This is a genomic window from Mycobacterium sp. M26 (assembly GCF_001494595.1).
In the GTDB taxonomy this organism is placed as follows: domain Bacteria; phylum Actinomycetota; class Actinomycetes; order Mycobacteriales; family Mycobacteriaceae; genus Mycobacterium.
Map to the genome: position 1 here is coordinate 1,317,537 of NZ_LN929907.1, position 15,721 is coordinate 1,333,257.

Consider the following 15,721-nt stretch of genomic DNA (forward strand, 5'->3'; position numbering starts at 1 on the left):
AGCAGGTGAACACCTGCGGGCTGTTCGCAAATTCCCTGATCGGGGCCATTCCGGTGACTTTCGGCAACTAGTCAAAGGGTCCCACGACCCAGCAGAATCACAGCCATGAGTGGCGAGATGATCATCCTGGTGCTGCTGATTGCCACCGCGTTGGCTTTCGACTTCACCAACGGCTTCCACGACACCGGAAATGCGATGGCGACCTCGATCGCCACCGGTGCGCTCAAGCCCAAGACCGCCGTGCTGCTGGCCGGCATCCTGAACCTCATCGGCGCCTTCCTCTCGGTCGAGGTGGCGGTCACCGTCACCACCTCGGTGCTCAAGGTCCAGGACTCCAAGACCGGTCAGCTGCTGCCCAACATCGACGCCTCGATGGGCCTGACGATCATCTTCGCCGGACTCATCGGCGGCATCCTCTGGAATCTGCTCACCTGGCTGTTCGGCATCCCGTCGAGTTCCTCGCACGCCCTGTTCGGCGGACTGATCGGTGCCGGTCTGGCCGCGCTCGGCACCAACGGCGTCAACTGGACCGGCGTCACCCAGAAGGTGCTGATTCCCGCGCTCGCGGCCCCGGTGATCGCCGGCCTTGTCGCGGCCTGCGGCACCTGGCTGGTGTACCGGATCACCCGCAAGGTGCTGGCCCGCCGCCGCGAGGAAGGCTTCCGCTGGGGGCAGATCGCCACCGCCTCGCTGGTCGCGCTGTCGCACGGGACCAATGACGCCCAGAAGACGATGGGCGTGATCGCCCTGGCGCTGATCACCACCGGTCACCTGACCGGCGACGTGAAGAAGGACGGCCTGCCGTTCTGGATCATCTTCAGCTGCGCGGTGGCGATCGGCCTGGGCACCTATCTCGGTGGCTGGCGGGTGATCCGCACGCTCGGCAAGGGTCTGGTCGAGATCGAATCGCCCCAGGGCCTGGCCGCCGAAGCCTCATCGGCCGCCATCATCCTGAGCTCCAGCGCCGCCGGTATGGCGTTGTCCACCACCCACGTCGCCACGGGGTCCATCCTGGGCAGCGGCGTCGGCAAGCCGGGCGCTGAGGTCCGCTGGGCGGTGGCCGGCCGGATGGCCGTGGCCTGGCTGATCACCTTGCCTGCCGCGGGTCTCGTCGGCGCGCTGTCCTACGGGGTGTCCTACCTCGTTAAGGACATCACCGGATCCCAGTTGATGGGCGACGGACTGATCTTCGTCCTCCTGGTGGGTCTGTCGTTCTACATGTGGTGGCGGGCCCAGCAGCAGAAGGTCGACCATCGCAACGTCAACGCCGAGTGGGATACGTCCACGAATTCGGTTGTGCCGGCAGAGGTTCGCGAAGCCACCAAGCCCGTCAAGCCAGCCAAGCCGACCAAGCCCACGGCGTCGGTCTGACCGCGGCTTCGAGCAGAAGGACAACGTAGATGCATTACTTCGAGTCCATCTTCAAGGTGCTCATCGTCGGGCTGGTCCTGGGAGCCGGCTTGCCGGCCCTGTTCGCCACCGGGATGCTGGCCTATTCGTTCGGCGCCGGTGGTGAAGAAGCCGACCACGTGATCCACAAGCCCAATCCGGCGCTGAAGTACCTCGGCATCCTGCTGTTCGTGTTCGTGTCGCTGGTGATCCTCACCGCGGTCGCCTGGATCACCAGGGCGACGATCATCCACCACTTCGGGATTGATCTGTTCCCGATGCTGCCCAAGAAGTGAGTGGCTGATGTCGACGCAGACTGAGCAGTCGAGCTTCTTCCAGAACGTCCTGGGCTGGCTTCGCAGTGGTTTCCCCGACGGCGTCCCGCCGAAGGACTACTACCCGCTGCTGGCGCTGCTGAAGCGGACGCTGTCGGAGGACGAGGTGGTGTCCGCCGCGTTCACGATCCTCAAGGACGGTGACGCCGAAAGCCCGGTGACAGCCGATCAGATTCGCGCTGCCATCCGCGAAACCATTGAGAAAGAGCCGACACCCGACGAGATCAACCAGGTCGCCGGGCGGCTGGCGATGGTGGGCTGGCCGCTGGCCGACCACGGCTAGTCGATCAGCCGCGGGTGTCTCTGCGCAGCGGGTGATCGTCGGGAATCTGCACGAAGATCAGCGTCACCCCGTCGGGGTCGGTGACGTGCATTTCGTGCAGACCCCACGGCTCCTGCCGGGCTTCTCGGGCGATTTCCACACTGCGGCTTCGTAATTCGTCTTCGGTGGCGTAGACGTCGCGCACCTGCAGCCACAGCGCGCCGGGGAATGGTCCACCCGGCTTGGTGGGCGCGCCGTGTGCAGCGAGTTCGATCAGGGACTGCCCGGCGTAGAGCACGATGCCGCCGCCGTATTCGCGGGCGATGGCCAGACCGATGTCGTCGCGGTAGAAGCGCACCGAGCGTTCGTAGTCGGCCGGCCGAAACAGCATCCGGCTCGCCAGGATCTCCATGGTTGTGTGTCTACCTCAGTTGGGCTGCATGCGCTGACGCTTCATCATCCGGTTGAGCACGCCCGGGGCGACGACGTCGATGGCGCGGGCGGTGACCGCGATGCGCGGGGCGATGCGCACCGGCCGGTGTCGCGCCGCGTCGATCATCCACTGGCCGGCTTCGCGCGGGCTGAGGGCGGGAAGGCCGTCGTAGGCCCGCGTCGGCGCGATCATCGGGGTCGCCACCAACGGGTAGTACAGCGTGGTCGAGTGCACGCCCTGGTTCGACCACTCGGTTTCGATGACCCGGCTCACCGCGCTCAGCGCGGACTTCGAGGCGTTGTACACCCCGAACAACGGCGAGGCCTCGCTCAGCACACCCCAGGTGGAGACGTTGATGATGTGGCCATCGCCGCGTTCGATCATGCCGGGAGCAAAACCCCGGATCAGGCGCAGCGGGGAGTAGTAGTTGAGCGCCATGGTGCGCTCGACGTCGTGCCACCGATCCAGTGAGTCGGCCAGCGGGCGGCGGATCGAGCGGCCCGCGTTGTTGACCAGGATGTCGACATCGCCGACGGCGTCGACCAGGGCGTCGACGGCATCGAGGTCGGCAAGGTCGCAGGGGATCGCGCGTGCCGAACCCCCGCTGGCCGTGATGCGGTCGGCGACGGCGTCGAGCAGGTCGGCGCGGCGAGCCACCACGATGACGTCGGCGCCCGCTTCGGCGAACATTTCGGCGCCGGCCTCGCCGATCCCCGAGGAGGCGCCGGTGACCAGGACGCGCTTACCGCGCAAGCTGACCGTGGTGCCGGTGGGCACGCTGATCGGGGGACGCATACCGGCCAGCGCGATGGCTTCGGTCAACCTGCGGCGCAACGGATTCACGGATCCCGAGTCTAACGATGACGGCGGTGTCGAAACCGCAGCAAATTGACGACGATGCCGATAGCTTGCGAAGGCAAGGACAGGTCGAGCGCACAGGAGCGGTCATGAGGGGTCATGCGGGTTATGTTGGCCGGGTCGGAGCTTTGGCGATCGCATTGGGGGTGGGGTCCGGCCTCGCCGCTGCTCCGATAGCGCTGGCCGACGCGGGTTCGTCCACCGGCTCGGCTAAACGGGATTCCTCCGCGCGGTCCTCGAGTGCCGCCCCGGCCCGGTCCTCCTCGCGGACTGCGGTGGCGGCGGCGACTCCGACGATGGACATCGCCGTCTCGCTCAATGGCCGACAGCTGGTCCAGATGGGGACTGCGACGTCGACCTCGGACGGCTTCGGTTCGCTCGCGGTGGCGCTCGGTGCCAACAGCTCGGCGGTGTCCAGCGGTCTGTTCAGCGGGGCGATCGTGGTGGGCAATACCAGCAGCGGGACAGCCGCGGGAACGTTGAGTTCGGTGCTGATCTTCGGAGACAACAACACCGGTAATGCCGGCACCCCGGACACCATCGGCAATCGGGTGCGGATCGTGGGCAACGCCAATACCGCGTCGGCCGGCCAGACCACCGGGTCGAACTTCAATTCGGTGGAGATCCGCGGGGACAACAATGCCTCTGTCTACGCGGGTGCTCTTGCCGGATCGAATGGCAACTCGGTGCGGATCGTGGGCGACGGCAATCAGGGGGCCTTCGCGGTGGGACAACGCAATTCGGTCTACATCCGGGGAAACGACAACGTTGGGACGTTCCAGGCCGGTGGCTTCGCCGACGCCCGCGGTAACTCGGTGGTCGTAGTGGGTGACGACAACACTCGGGTTTATGCCGGAGCCGGGCAGGGCGCCAGCTACAACACGGCGATCGTCGTCGGCGACAGCAATGCCGCAATCGAGGTCGGAAGGCGCGACGGCAATGTCGGCAATACCGGGATCGTCTTCGGCGACGGCAACGACCTCGATGTCGGTAATGGCCTCGATGCCCGGTTCAACTTCGCCTGGATCATCGGCGACGGCAACACCGCCGACGCCGGCTTCGGGGACGGAGCGGAAGGCAACATCCTGCAGCTCATCGGCGACGGCAACACGGCACTGGTTGGCGACCTCACCGACTCCAAAGGCAACTTCGCACTTCTCCTCGGTGACGACAATCAGCTCAATATCGGCGCGGCCAGCAACTCGCTGGCGAACCGAGCGTGGGTCGTCGGCGACGAGAACACGGTCAACGTATACGGAGTCTTCGGTTCTGCCAGGGTGTTCGGCGATCAGAACACCGCCAACGTAGGCACGACAGGCGCGCTGGGCAATAGCGCGTCGATCCGCGGCGACCTCAATAGCGTGAACTCCGGCAACACCTCCGGGTCCAATTTCAATTCGATCCGGGTTCGGGGCGACAGCAATCAGGCCATCTACGCCGGTGCGCTGGCCGGGTCCATCGGCAACAGTGTGGACATCGAAGGCGACGAGAACCAGAGCGTCTTCGCTGTGGGGCAACGTAATTCAGTGATGATCCGCGGTAACGACAATGATGCTGGGACAACTGCGGGGTCCGCGGTCGACGCGGAACTGAACGTCGCCTGGGTCATCGGCGACGACAACGGGGTGGTGAAAGCCGGTGCCGGCGCGGGTTCAACGGGTAACCTCGCCGCGGCCATCGGAACCGGCAGCAGCGCCATCGCCGGACCGGGCAGCGGCAACACCGCCATCGCTATCGGCACCAGCGCGATCGCCGACACCGGTGCCGGCGACGATAAGACCGTGATCGTCGCTCAGAAGTAGCGCGGGAACGGCGTCCAGTCGGGATCGCGCTTCTCCAGGAACGCATCTCGACCTTCGACGGCTTCGTCGGTCATGTAGGCCAGCCGGGTGGCCTCCCCGGCGAACAGCTGCTGGCCGACCAGGCCGTCGTCGAGCAGGTTGAACGCGAACTTCAGCATGCGTTGCGCCTGAGGCGATTTGCCGTTGATGGCCTTGGCCCAGGCCACGCCGGCGGTTTCCAACTCGGCGTGGTCGACCACCCGATTGACGGCCCCCATCTGATGCATCTGCTCAGCGGTGTAGGTCTCGCCGAGGAAGAAGATCTCCCGGGCGAACTTCTGGCCGACCTGGCGGGCCAGGTAGGCGCTGCCGTAGCCGCCGTCGAAGCTGCCGACGTCGGCGTCGGTCTGCTTGAAGCGGGCGTGCTCACGGCTGGCCAGGGTCAGGTCACACACCACGTGCAGGCTGTGCCCGCCGCCGGCGGCCCAGCCATTGACCAGACAGATGACGACCTTGGGCATGAACCGGATCAGCCGCTGCACCTCGAGGATGTGCAGCCGACCGGCGCGGGCAGCGTCGACGGTGTCGGCGGTCTCGCCGCTGGCGTACTGATAGCCGGTGCGCCCGCGGATGCGCTGGTCGCCGCCGGAGCAGAACGCCCAGCCGCCGTCCTTCGGGGAGGGCCCGTTGCCCGTCAGCAGCACCACGCCCACGTCGGGCGACATCCGCGCGTGATCGAGTGTGCGGTACAGCTCGTCGACGGTGTGCGGCCGGAAGGCGTTACGCACCTCGGGCCGGTTGAACGCCACCCGTACCGTGCCGTCGGAGACGTGGCGGTGGTAGGTGATGTCGGTCAGGTCCTCGAAACCGTCGACGACCCGCCACACCGACGGGTCGAAGGGGTTGTCCGCACTCAAGGCTGTTGAACTCCGTCCTGGGTCATGGTCCGCTCGCCGCAGCTGATGGTCATCGCCCATGCGACGACCGGGTCCTGCGGTGAGGTGCCCGGGACGGTATCGGAGCGGCCGATGGTCGCGGTCGACCCGTCGAGGTCGATCTCGGTGCGGCGCACTGTGTACCCGGAACCGTCGGGCAGTGCTTGCAGTCCTACCAGATGCGGTCCGTCGCCCAAGTCACTGCACCCGACTCCGGTGCCCTTACCGCGCAGGTTCTGCAGGTCGAACTGGAACGGTTCGCCCTGACCGTCGTAGACCATGTCGATCTTGCACCCGGCGAGTGCGAACAGGTGCGCCACCCGGCCGTTGCTGACGATGAGCTGGCGCTGACCGTTGGCTTGGGCGTCGACGACCATCGCCTGCAACGGCATCGGCGAGGCGCTCAGCACCCGCACCCGGCCGTTACCCGCGTCGGTGGTCACGCCGACCAGCCCGTCCGGGCTGACCCAGAGGGTGCCACCGTCGTAGGGCTTGCTGGCTGAACCCGGTGGGGGACCGTCCTCGGTGCAGAACGGATCTGCTTGGGCGGCAGGGGCATTGACCGTCGCGGCAACCAGTGCTGCCGCTGCGAGCATCCACAGCCGGGTCATGAGGCCGGGTCGAATCGGAACACCGCGCACCGTCCCGCCAATGCCTCGAACTCATCCGGTCTGCCCTCGGTGACCAGTCCTGCGTTCTTCATGAAGTTCACGCCGGTGGGCACCAGGGTGGGGAAGGCCCGCAGGAGCGGTCGCGCCTCCTCGGCAGGCAACTCGACCATGTGAACGCGTTCGGTGTGCTTGCCCTGGGTGAGGGTGGCGACGTCGGCAGCGCGGGCGTTGCGCACCCAATCCGCCCCGGGAAAACCGCCGACCACATAACGCTTGCCGTCGACGGTGAACGGGGTGATCGGGGTGGCCCTCGGCTTACCGGACTTGCGGCCCGGCACGGTCAGGACCACCGGGCCGTCTTTGATGATGCCCAGTCGTAGCGCGCCCATGAAGACTTTGTTCATCGGCTTCAGCCACCACGGCGGTGTGATGCGCTCGGAGTCAGCCATGACGTCCCACGCTACCCTCCGCGTCTTCCGGCGTGGGGGACTCGTGCCCGCCTCTGAGCGACTCGGCGGCCAGTCGCAGTGTCGATACCCGGGTGATGATCCGATGCTCGGTGCTGCGCGGCATCCAGGTCGCGCTGTAGCGGCCGCGGCCACGGCGCAACACCCGGTCGTGCTGCATCTCCCAGCGCAATGCGTCGGACACCGTCTTGGTCGGCCGTCCGGGCACGGTGAAGTTCCAGAGCTCCAGCGCGGCAACAAGTTCCGTAACCGAGCTCTGGCCCGTCAGTTGCAGCAGGCGGGTCAACGTGTACCGCAGTTCGGTACCCCGCAGTACGTATCGGGTCGGCATACCCGGCACCCTCGCACGCCCCTCCGACAGCGCCGGCCTAACCGGGCCCCGGAGTCGCTCAAAGGTGGGCACTGATGGTGTGGTCCGGAAATCCGGTCACCCGCGCCAGGCCCCGGAGTCGCTCAAAGGTGGGCACTAATGGTGTGGTCCGAAAAATCCGGCCATCCACGCCGGGCCCCGGAGTCGCTCAGAGGTGGGCGCGGAGCCCGTCGACCAATCCCGTCGGCCGCTGCTCGATCGGCAGCGGATCGACCAGAACGAAGTCGCATCCGAGGTTGCGCGCCGCGCCGTCGTTTTCCTCGCTGTCGCCGACCATGACCGCCTCCTGCGCGGACACCCCCAGCCGCTCCAGCGCCACCTGGAAGATCGCCGGGTCGGGCTTCACCGACCCCACTTCGAAGGACAGCACGAACTCATCGACGGACGCTCCGGCCGCCTCGAAGGCCGGCCGGATGTCGAACGCGATGTTGGAGACCACCGCGACCTTGAGGCCACGCTCGCGCAGCGATCGCAGCACCTGCACGGTGTCGGGATAGGGCGCCCACGACGCGGGGTCGACGACCTTGGCGTACAGCGATCGTGCGTGGTTCTCCGGTAGGCCCGATGCACGCAGCACGTGCAGGTAGGCCTCGCGGTGCAGGTGCGAGGCCAGGTCGCGACGCACCCAGGTCTGGTAGGCCTCCGGCGACATCTCGACGCCGCGGCCGCCGGTCGGGTGGGTAAGCCGTTCCATCAGCTCGGCCTGCACGTGTTCGTCGACTTCCCTGCGGCCGTCCTCGTCGATCAACTCCATGCCGGCGAACCAGCTGTCGTCCTCCTCGAGACGGAACAGGGTGCCGGAGAAATCGAACAGGACGGCGCGTAAAAGCATGGCTCCATCGTTGCACTTCGCAAATTGACACCCCTGCACATAAGTGACGTGCATCACGTATCTCTGATAAGGTGAGCACCCTCACATATGGAGGTGTTCGATGACGGCTGTGAACGATCCGACCCATGCCGCCCTCGCTGGTGCGTCGTCGACGCCCCGCAGCTTTTCGCGCATCTTCATGGCCTTCGTTCTGACCGTTGTCGTGATCGCGGCCATCGTGGGCATCGTGATCTCGGCGGCAACCGGTCAGGGCCACGCCGTTGTCGGCATCACCCTCATCGCGGGCGGGTTGCTGGGCGCCGCAGCGCTCTGCTGACGCCGCGCTATCTGATTTCCAAGCCGAGTACCTCTGCGGCCTCACTGACGGCCGCCGGTGGTCGGCGTGGATTGTCGACCGGGAACCAGCGCTGATTCCAGTCGCCCAGTAGGGCAATGACCCGCGCCAGATCAACCGCAGCCGACGTGGGCCGGTACTGGGGCCGGCCGCGGTCAGTGCAGCGCTCCAGTAGCCCGGCGCCGACCAGTTCGCGCAGCTTGCGCGAGAGGGTGTTGTCGGACATGTCCAGTCGCGACTTGAAGTCGTCGTAGCGCGTCGCCCCGTCGAGGGCCTCCCGGATCACCACCAAGGACCACCGGTCGCCGAGAAGCCCGATCGCATGAGCCATCGGGCAGTCGGCCTCGGCATGCGGATTCACCCCACCACGCTAACCCCTTGACTTCCATTTTGGAAGTGACTCATACTTCCGAAATGGAAGCTGCTCGCGTTCGATCCCGTAACTGGTTCGCCACCGCCCGCACCCCGCAGGAAGTGGCCGACGGGGTGTGGCTGCTCGGCAGCCGACGGGTGAACTTCTACGCCATCACCGAGGACCGCTCGGTCACGCTGGTCGATACCGGGTTCTACGGCCACCTGCGCTACCTCAACGCCTGGCTGGCAGCCACTGGCCGCAGCCACCGCGATATCGAGGCCATCGTGATCACCCACGGCCATGCCGACCACCTCGGCTTCGCTGGCGAGTTCGACCGCCGCGGTGTTCCGGTCTACGTCCACGAGCGTGACGTCGAAGCCGCCCGAACCACGGCGGTGCGCCGGCCGCCACGCCGGCTGCGTCAGCACCCACTGCGCGGGCGTGGAATGCTCGCCGAGGCGGTGGCCGACTCGGTGTACGCCCAGCCTCCGGTGCCCGGCGCACGAGCCTTCGTTGCTGGCCAGGAACTCGAGGTGCCCGGGCGATTGACACCGATTCTGGTGCCGGGACATTCACCGGGAAACTGCGTCCTACACCATCCCGGGCTGGACTTGATGTTCACCGGCGACACCCTGATGACGCGCGATCCGATGTTCGGCCACGTGGGCCCGCTCGTCTTCAGCGAGGATCCCGATTACGACAACCAGTGCCTCAAGAACCTGTCCCTGATGCGTGCTTACGGTTCGGCCGCGCTGCTGCCCGCTCACGGCGAACCCGATGCCACCCCGGGTGCGCTCGGTCAGGCGATCGAGCAGGCCCGGATCTCGGCGGCTTAGCCCACGGCCCGGTCGGCGCCTTCCCAGAACTGGGCGCGCACGGCCTTCTTGTCTGGCTTGCCCAGCGCGGTCACCGGCACCGAGTCGACCACGATCACCTGCTTGGGTGCCTGCACCGAGCCCTTGCGTTCCTTGACGGCGGCCTGGATCTCCTCGGTGACCCTGGCCACCGACGCGTCGTCGGAGGGGTGATCGGGGCGCAGCACGATCACCGCGGTGACGGCCTCGCCCCACTTCTCATCCGGGGTGCCGATCACGCACACCTGCGCGACGGCGGGATGCTCGGCCACCACGTCTTCGACCTCACGTGGGAACACATTGAAGCCGCCGGTGACGATCATGTCCTTGACCCGGTCGACGATGAACCAGAAACCGTCCTCGTCCTCGCGGGCCATGTCCCCGGTGTGCAGCCAGCCGTCCTTGAACGTCTTGGCGGTCTCCTCGGGCAGGTTGTGGTACCCGCCGCTCAACAGCGGCCCGGACACACAGATCTCGCCGACCTCGCCCTGAGGCACCTCGTTGCCGTCGGCGTCCAGCAGGGCGGTGCGCGCGAACAGGGTGGGCCGCCCGCAGGAGGTCAGCCGCTTCTCGTCGTGGTCGGCCTTGGACAGATACGAGATCACCATCGGTGCTTCGGACTGTCCGTAGTACTGGGCGAAGATCGGCCCGAACCGGCGGATCGCCTCGGCCAGCCGCACCGGGTTCATCGCTGAGGCGCCGTAGTACACCGTCTCCAGCGAGGACAGGTCGCGGGTATGGGAATCCGGATGATCCATCAGCGCGTAGATCATCGACGGCACCAGCATGGTGGCGGTGATCTTCTGCTCCTCGATCACCCGCAACACCTCGGCCGGGTCGAACTTGGTGAGCACCACCAGTTCGCCGCCCTTGATGATCGTCGGCACGAAGAAGGCCGCCCCGGCATGCGACAGCGGGGTGCACATCAGGAAGCGCGGGTTCTCCGGCCACTCCCACTCGGCGAGCTGGACGGTCGTCATCGTGGTGATCGACTGCGCGGTGCCCAGCACACCTTTGGGCTTGCCGGTGGTGCCGCCGGTGTAGGCCATGCCGCCGACGTGATCGGGCGGAAGGTCCGCGGCCACCAGCGGCTTGGGCTCGTACTTGGCGGCCTCGGCGATCAGGTCCACCGCGGAGTCGGCGAGCGCCTCGGGCACCGGACCCAGGGTCAGCACCTGCTTGAGGCCGGGCACCTTCTCCAGCAGTCCCTGCGCCCGCTCGATGAACATCGGGTTCGGGTCGATGATCAACGACGTCACGCCCGCATCGTTGAGAACGTAGGCGTGGTCATCCAGCGAGCCGAGAGGGTGTAGTGCCACCCGCCGATAGCCCTGGGTCTGCCCGGCGCCGATGATCATCAGCACCTCGGGCCGGTTCAGCGACAGCAACCCCGCCGTGGCCCCGGTCCCCGCACCCAGCGCCTCGAACGCCTGAATGTACTGGCTGATGCGGTCGGCGAGCTGACCACCGGTCAGCGTCGTATCGCCCAGAAACAGCACCGGCTTGTCCTTGTTGCGCTTGAGCGCCTTGACGGTCAGGTGGCCGGAATGCAGGGGATGGCGCAGCAGCTCGTCGGTCATGCGCTCCAGACTAGAACGTGTTCCAGATCAGAAGGAAGGGCTGTCTTACCTTCCCGCCGCCCGCCGGGCGTCGGCCGCCTGCTTCTCGGCGATGTCCGCGCGCCACTGGATCTCGCGGCGGACCCACTCGTTGTCCTGGGGGAATTCGGTGGCCTCGGCGAGCCGGCGGACCTCCAGGGTCACGCCCCTGCCCAGCGGGCACTTGGCCGCCCACGTCTTGGCCTCGTCAGCCGAGGACACCTCGATGATCCAGAACCCGTCGAACGAGTCGCCCGTGTAGGGCTTGTCGGCGACTTCCGGCGGATCGGAACTGAAGTCGACCACGAAGCCCTGATCGGGCGGCGTCAGCCCCTCGCCGGCCCACAGCGCCCCAGCCTCCACCAGTTCCTCGTTGTAGCGACCCATCATCGCGATCATCTGGTCGAAGTCGATGTTCTGCTCGGCCATCGCGGCCTCGGCTTCCGGGGTGGACCGCATGATCATCATGTAGCGCATGGGGTTGGCTCCTTACGTCTCGATTACGGGTGCACTGATATCGACAAGCTCCAACCCCGTTTTTCATCGGCATGGCACCCTGTGCGGTATGCAACAGCCTCCCGAACCGCGCTTCCTCGACGACCGGCCGGCGTATTGGGCCGAGCACACCCCCGACAACGAGGCGGTCTCCTACTTGGGCCGCAGCTGGACCTGGTCGCAGTGGTACGACCGGATCCGCCGATGCGCCGGTGCGCTGGCCGAGCGCGGCATCGGCCGCGGCGACGTCGTCGCGTTCCTGGACAAGAACCACCCCGCCTGCGTCGAGACGACGATCGCCGCCGCCTCGCTGGGCGCAGCCACCGCGATCATCAACTTCCGCCTGGCCGGGGAGGAGATGGACTACGTCCTCAACGACTGCGGCGCCAAGCTGCTGATCGTCGGCACCGAGTTGATCCCGGCGATCGACAAGATCCGCGACAAGCTCACCCACGTCGACAGCGTCATCGAGGTCACCCCCGAGGGCGGGCAGGGCGATCAGTACGAGGCGATGCTGAAGGCGGCCGCCCCGGTGGGGCGCGGGCACGATGTGCAGCCCGATGACGCCTGCCTGATCATGTACTCCTCGGGAACCACCGGTCATCCCAAGGGTGTGACGCTGAGCCAGCGAAACCTGTTGGCGCACACGCTGAATGCCGGGACCTTTGAATTCGGGCCCGACGACAAGAACATGGTGGCGATGCCGCTGTTCCACGTCGGCGGATCGTCCTACGTGCAGTACGGCATCCACGCCGGTATCCCGACGATCATCACCCGGGAGGCCGACGGGGCCTCGCTGGCCGGAGCGATCCTGCAGGGCGCCAACCGCACGTTCCTGGTGCCCGCGGTGCTGGCCAAGGTGCTGGAGTCCGGCGAGGACGCGATCAAACTGTTCAGTGCCCTCAAGACGTTCGTCTACGGCGCCTCACCGATGCCGCCGGCGCTGCTGAAGGCGGCCCTCAAGGCGTGGCCCGACACCGACTTCATCCAGGTGTACGGACTGACCGAGGTGTGCGGTGCGATCACCCAACTCTCCCCGGACGTCCATCGCGACGAGTCGCGCCCCGACCGTCTGGTCAGCGCCGGCCAGCCCGCCCGCGAGGTCGAAGTCCTGGTCGTCGACCCCGACACCCTCGCCGAGGTGCCGACCGGTCAACCCGGCGAATTGTGGTTCCGCACACCGCAGTTGATGCTGCGCTACCACAACAAGCCCGAGGCCACATCGTCGGCGATCACCGAGGACGGCTGGTTCCGCTCCGGTGACATCGGCCGCGTCGACGCCGACGGCTTCGTCTTCGTCGAGGACCGGCTCAAGGACATGATCATCTCCGGCGGCGAGAACATCTACTCCGTCGAGGTCGAGCGAGTGCTCACCGACCATCCGGCGGTGCTCGACGCCGCGGTGTTCGGGGTCCCGGACGACAAGTGGGGCGAGACGGTGAAGGCCGTTGTCGAACTGTCCGGCGGGCAGAGCACCTCCGAGGAGGAGCTGATCGCCTGGTGCCGTGAGCATCTGGCGCACTACAAGTGCCCGCGCAGCGTGGAGATCTCCCCGGAGTTGCCGCGTAACCCCACCGGCAAGCTGCTCAAGCGGGATCTGCGCAAGCCGTACTGGGAGAACCGCGACCGCGCTATCTGATGCTGCCGCCGCTCGAGGACCTACTGGAGCGACTGCACGTCGTCTCGTTGCCGATGCGGGTGCGCTTCCGCGGCATCACCGTTCGCGAGGTGGCGCTCATCGACGGCCCCTCGGGCTGGGGTGAGTTCGGGGCATTCCTGGAGTACGAGCCACCGGAGGCGGCGTTCTGGTTGGCCGCCGGGATCGAATCCGCTTATGGCAGTGGTGTTCCCGCGGTCCGTGACGTCATTCCGATCAATGCGACGGTGCCGGCCGTGCCCGCCGAGCAGGTGCCGTCGGTGCTGGAGCGGTTCCCCGGGGCGCGCACCGCGAAGGTCAAGGTCGCCGAGCCGGGGCAGACTCTCGCTGACGACGTCGCACGGGTGAACGCCGTGCGGGCGACGATCCCGACCGTGCGGGTGGACGCCAACGGCGGCTGGACTGTCGAGCAGGCCGTCGCCGCTGCCCGCGCGCTGAGCGCCGACGGGCCGCTGGAGTATCTCGAGCAGCCGTGTCGCAGCGTGCCGGAACTGGCCGAGGTGCGGCGAAGGGTGGACGTCGCGGTCGCGGCCGACGAGAGCATCCGCAAGGCGTCCGATCCGCTGGCGGTGGTGCGGGCACGGGCCGCCGACATCGCGGTGGTGAAAGTCGCGCCGTTGGGCGGGGTCTCGGCGTTGCTGCGCATTGCCGCCGAGATCGACATTCCGGTGGTGGTCTCCAGTGCACTGGATTCCGCGGTCGGCATCGCGGCCGGACTGGCCGCCGCGGCTGCGCTGCCGCGCCTGGAGCACGCCTGCGGTCTGGGCACCGGCGGGCTCTTCGTCGAGGACGTCGCCGACATCGTCCCGGTGGACGGCGGACTTCCCGTCGTCGACGTCACGCCGGACCCGGCCCGGCTCGCTGCGCTCGCCGCCTCCGCCGAACGCCGCGACTGGTGGATCGCCCGCGTCCGCGCCTGCCACCCCCTGCTCCTCTCCGCCGAAACCGACAAACGGGCGGGGAATTGCGAGTAGATCGCGCCATTTCGTCGATCTCGCGGTCATGGATTCGTCACCCCGCAGCGGCACACCCCGCGCGATACTGATCGCAGGAGGTGCGGCCATGAGGAAACGGGTGCTGTCGGTGTCGATAGCGACACTCATGCGGCCGACCGGACCGGCCGCGGTGATGGTGACCCCCGACGGCGGCGTCGGCATGGTGCCGCGCGAGCAGGTCGCCGCCGCCGTGAGCGGATCGCACTGGGAGTCGCTCACCAGCCGTCACGGCGTGGTGTTCTGGTTCACCGGTCCCGGGTCAGAATCCCTGCCGGTGAATCGTCTTGCCACCCAACTACTTCTGGCCACCTCGGGGTGGTCGGCGTCGGACGTGCCATTGCTGCGCGGGCCGGTTTTGGTGGGGGCGCGCACCGCCATCGGAATGCCGACCGCTTTGTCGATGGCTCAGTTCGAAGTGCTGAACGCCTGGTCGCTGCTGCCGTGGCGTTCTCGGCACACGTTGCGTCGACGGATCGAGCGCGCGGGTTAGGGCATGCCTGACCCACCGGCGCCGCCGGTGCCGCCCGCACCGCCGGATTTCCCTGTGGGTGGGCTGCCCGGGTTTCCCGGGAAGCCGTTGCTGACGGCCTTCCCGCCGGTCCCACCCGCGCCGCCGGTGCCGCCCTGTCCACCGAAGTCTCCGCCGGTGCCGCCCTGGCCGCCGGTGCCACCCTGACCGCCGCTAGGGCCGATAGAACCCAGGCCGCCGTTGCCGCCGCGCCCGCCGGTACCGCCGCTGGCAAAGCCGCCGCCGTTGCCGCCGCTCCCGCCGTTGCCGCCCTTGCCGCCGAACGCTCCGCCCTCACCGCCTGTTCCGCCGGTGCCGCCCGGGCCGCCGAGAATGCCGCTGGATCCGCCCTGGCCGCCGGGACCGCCGGCCAGGGCGGGAAGTCCGTCGCCACCCTTGCCGCCGTCGCCGCCGTTGCCGGGCCTGCCCAGTCCCAGAACGTGTTGCGGCGGTGCCATTACCGCCGTTGCCGGCATTGCCGAACAGATAGGCGTTGCCGCCGCGGCCGCCGTTGGCCCCGTTGCCGCCGTTACCCCAGAGTCGGCCGGCATCGCCGCCGTCGCACTGCTGGCCACAGGTGAGAGGGTCTGGGCTGTACCCGTTGCCGATCAGAATGCCCGCGTCGGGATGGTCGGCGGTGCCATTGCCGATG

At 67.5% G+C, this 15,721-nt stretch carries 19 protein-coding genes and 1 pseudogene; 9 read left to right on the top strand and 11 right to left on the bottom strand.

Features of this window, described 5'->3' with window-relative positions:
• Positions 1-105 precede the first annotated feature (105 nt).
• From BN3385_RS06285 to BN3385_RS06295, 3 genes are read left to right on the top strand one after another with little or no spacing between them, the layout of a single operon-like run.
• Positions 106-1,371: an inorganic phosphate transporter gene (locus tag BN3385_RS06285; RefSeq protein ID WP_059015725.1), complete on the top strand. Its 1,266-nt coding sequence runs from the start codon at positions 106-108 to the stop codon at positions 1,369-1,371.
• 29 nt (positions 1,372-1,400) lie between these two features.
• Complete coding sequence (locus BN3385_RS06290; RefSeq protein ID WP_059015726.1) at positions 1,401-1,685, top strand: hypothetical protein; 285 nt, start codon at positions 1,401-1,403, stop codon at positions 1,683-1,685.
• A gap of 7 nt (positions 1,686-1,692) precedes the next feature.
• Positions 1,693-2,007: a DUF3349 domain-containing protein gene (locus BN3385_RS06295; RefSeq protein ID WP_059015727.1), complete on the top strand. Its 315-nt coding sequence runs from the start codon at positions 1,693-1,695 to the stop codon at positions 2,005-2,007.
• Positions 2,008-2,011: 4 nt separating this feature from the next.
• Here BN3385_RS06295 and BN3385_RS06300 read toward each other — a convergent pair whose 3' ends face one another.
• Complete coding sequence (locus tag BN3385_RS06300) at positions 2,012-2,398, bottom strand: VOC family protein (RefSeq protein ID WP_059015728.1); 387 nt, start codon at positions 2,396-2,398, stop codon at positions 2,012-2,014.
• A 15-nt stretch (positions 2,399-2,413) separates the two neighbouring features.
• Positions 2,414-3,214 (bottom strand): SDR family oxidoreductase, encoded by an 801-nt coding sequence (locus BN3385_RS06305; RefSeq protein WP_059016456.1) that lies wholly within the window; start codon positions 3,212-3,214, stop codon positions 2,414-2,416.
• Positions 3,215-3,366: 152 nt separating this feature from the next.
• On the opposite strand from BN3385_RS06305, the gene BN3385_RS06310 reads away from it, so the two are divergent.
• Positions 3,367-5,079, top strand: a complete 1,713-nt coding sequence (locus tag BN3385_RS06310; RefSeq protein WP_156432599.1) for a beta strand repeat-containing protein — start codon at positions 3,367-3,369, stop codon at positions 5,077-5,079.
• On the opposite strand, the gene BN3385_RS06315 is transcribed toward BN3385_RS06310, so the two are convergent.
• The 5 genes and pseudogenes from BN3385_RS06315 to BN3385_RS06335 form a co-directional block, all read right to left on the bottom strand.
• The gene (locus BN3385_RS06315) at positions 5,070-5,975 is read right to left on the bottom strand and encodes a 1,4-dihydroxy-2-naphthoyl-CoA synthase (protein WP_059015730.1); all 906 of its coding nucleotides are present in this window, start codon (positions 5,973-5,975) and stop codon (positions 5,070-5,072) included. The genes BN3385_RS06310 and BN3385_RS06315 overlap by 10 nt on opposite strands.
• Positions 5,972-6,604: a hypothetical protein gene (locus BN3385_RS06320; RefSeq protein WP_059015731.1), complete on the bottom strand. Its 633-nt coding sequence runs from the start codon at positions 6,602-6,604 to the stop codon at positions 5,972-5,974. The genes BN3385_RS06315 and BN3385_RS06320 overlap by 4 nt, the downstream gene beginning before the upstream one ends.
• A complete protein-coding gene (locus BN3385_RS06325) occupies positions 6,601-7,053 on the bottom strand; it encodes a nitroreductase family deazaflavin-dependent oxidoreductase (protein WP_059015732.1) in 453 nt (150 codons plus the stop codon). Before BN3385_RS06325 ends, BN3385_RS06320 begins: the two co-directional genes overlap by 4 nt.
• Before the next feature lie 42 nt (positions 7,054-7,095).
• A pseudogene (locus BN3385_RS28865) lies at positions 7,096-7,402 on the bottom strand (hypothetical protein); the annotation flags it as partial.
• A gap of 187 nt (positions 7,403-7,589) precedes the next feature.
• Positions 7,590-8,273, bottom strand: coding sequence for an HAD family hydrolase (locus tag BN3385_RS06335; protein ID WP_059015733.1), 684 nt, complete (start codon positions 8,271-8,273; stop codon positions 7,590-7,592).
• Positions 8,274-8,373: 100 nt separating this feature from the next.
• Between BN3385_RS06335 and BN3385_RS06340 the strand changes: the two genes are divergently transcribed.
• Positions 8,374-8,589, top strand: coding sequence for a hypothetical protein (locus BN3385_RS06340; protein ID WP_059015734.1), 216 nt, complete (start codon positions 8,374-8,376; stop codon positions 8,587-8,589).
• 7 nt (positions 8,590-8,596) lie between these two features.
• Here BN3385_RS06340 and BN3385_RS06345 read toward each other — a convergent pair whose 3' ends face one another.
• Positions 8,597-8,968 (bottom strand): winged helix-turn-helix transcriptional regulator, encoded by a 372-nt coding sequence (locus BN3385_RS06345; protein WP_059015735.1) that lies wholly within the window; start codon positions 8,966-8,968, stop codon positions 8,597-8,599.
• 53 nt (positions 8,969-9,021) lie between these two features.
• Between BN3385_RS06345 and BN3385_RS06350 the strand changes: the two genes are divergently transcribed.
• Positions 9,022-9,798 carry an MBL fold metallo-hydrolase gene (locus BN3385_RS06350; RefSeq protein ID WP_059015736.1) on the top strand — a complete coding sequence of 259 codons (777 nt, stop codon included), beginning with the start codon at positions 9,022-9,024 and terminating at the stop codon, positions 9,796-9,798.
• On the opposite strand, the gene fadD8 is transcribed toward BN3385_RS06350, so the two are convergent.
• Together fadD8 and BN3385_RS06360 are read right to left on the bottom strand one after the other, a co-directional pair.
• Positions 9,795-11,396: a fatty-acid--CoA ligase FadD8 gene (gene fadD8 / locus BN3385_RS06355; protein WP_059015737.1), complete on the bottom strand. Its 1,602-nt coding sequence runs from the start codon at positions 11,394-11,396 to the stop codon at positions 9,795-9,797. The two genes, BN3385_RS06350 and fadD8, sit on opposite strands and share 4 nt — an antisense overlap.
• 45 nt (positions 11,397-11,441) lie before the next feature.
• On the bottom strand, positions 11,442-11,891 hold the full coding sequence (locus tag BN3385_RS06360; RefSeq protein WP_059015738.1) for a YciI family protein: 450 nt from the start codon (positions 11,889-11,891) through the stop codon (positions 11,442-11,444).
• An 88-nt stretch (positions 11,892-11,979) separates the two neighbouring features.
• On the opposite strand from BN3385_RS06360, the gene BN3385_RS06365 reads away from it, so the two are divergent.
• From BN3385_RS06365 to BN3385_RS06375, 3 genes are all read left to right on the top strand, one after another.
• A complete protein-coding gene (locus tag BN3385_RS06365) occupies positions 11,980-13,548 on the top strand; it encodes a long-chain-fatty-acid--CoA ligase (protein ID WP_059015739.1) in 1,569 nt (522 codons plus the stop codon).
• Positions 13,548-14,540, top strand: coding sequence for an o-succinylbenzoate synthase (locus tag BN3385_RS06370; protein ID WP_059015740.1), 993 nt, complete (start codon positions 13,548-13,550; stop codon positions 14,538-14,540). The genes BN3385_RS06365 and BN3385_RS06370 overlap by 1 nt, the downstream gene beginning before the upstream one ends.
• Positions 14,541-14,628: 88 nt before the next feature.
• Positions 14,629-15,051, top strand: coding sequence for a hypothetical protein (locus BN3385_RS06375; RefSeq protein ID WP_156432600.1), 423 nt, complete (start codon positions 14,629-14,631; stop codon positions 15,049-15,051).
• Here BN3385_RS06375 and BN3385_RS29170 read toward each other — a convergent pair.
• Positions 15,048-15,527, bottom strand: coding sequence for a hypothetical protein (locus BN3385_RS29170; protein ID WP_059015742.1), 480 nt, complete (start codon positions 15,525-15,527; stop codon positions 15,048-15,050). The genes BN3385_RS06375 and BN3385_RS29170 overlap by 4 nt on opposite strands.
• Between the last annotated feature and the right edge of the window lie 194 nt (positions 15,528-15,721).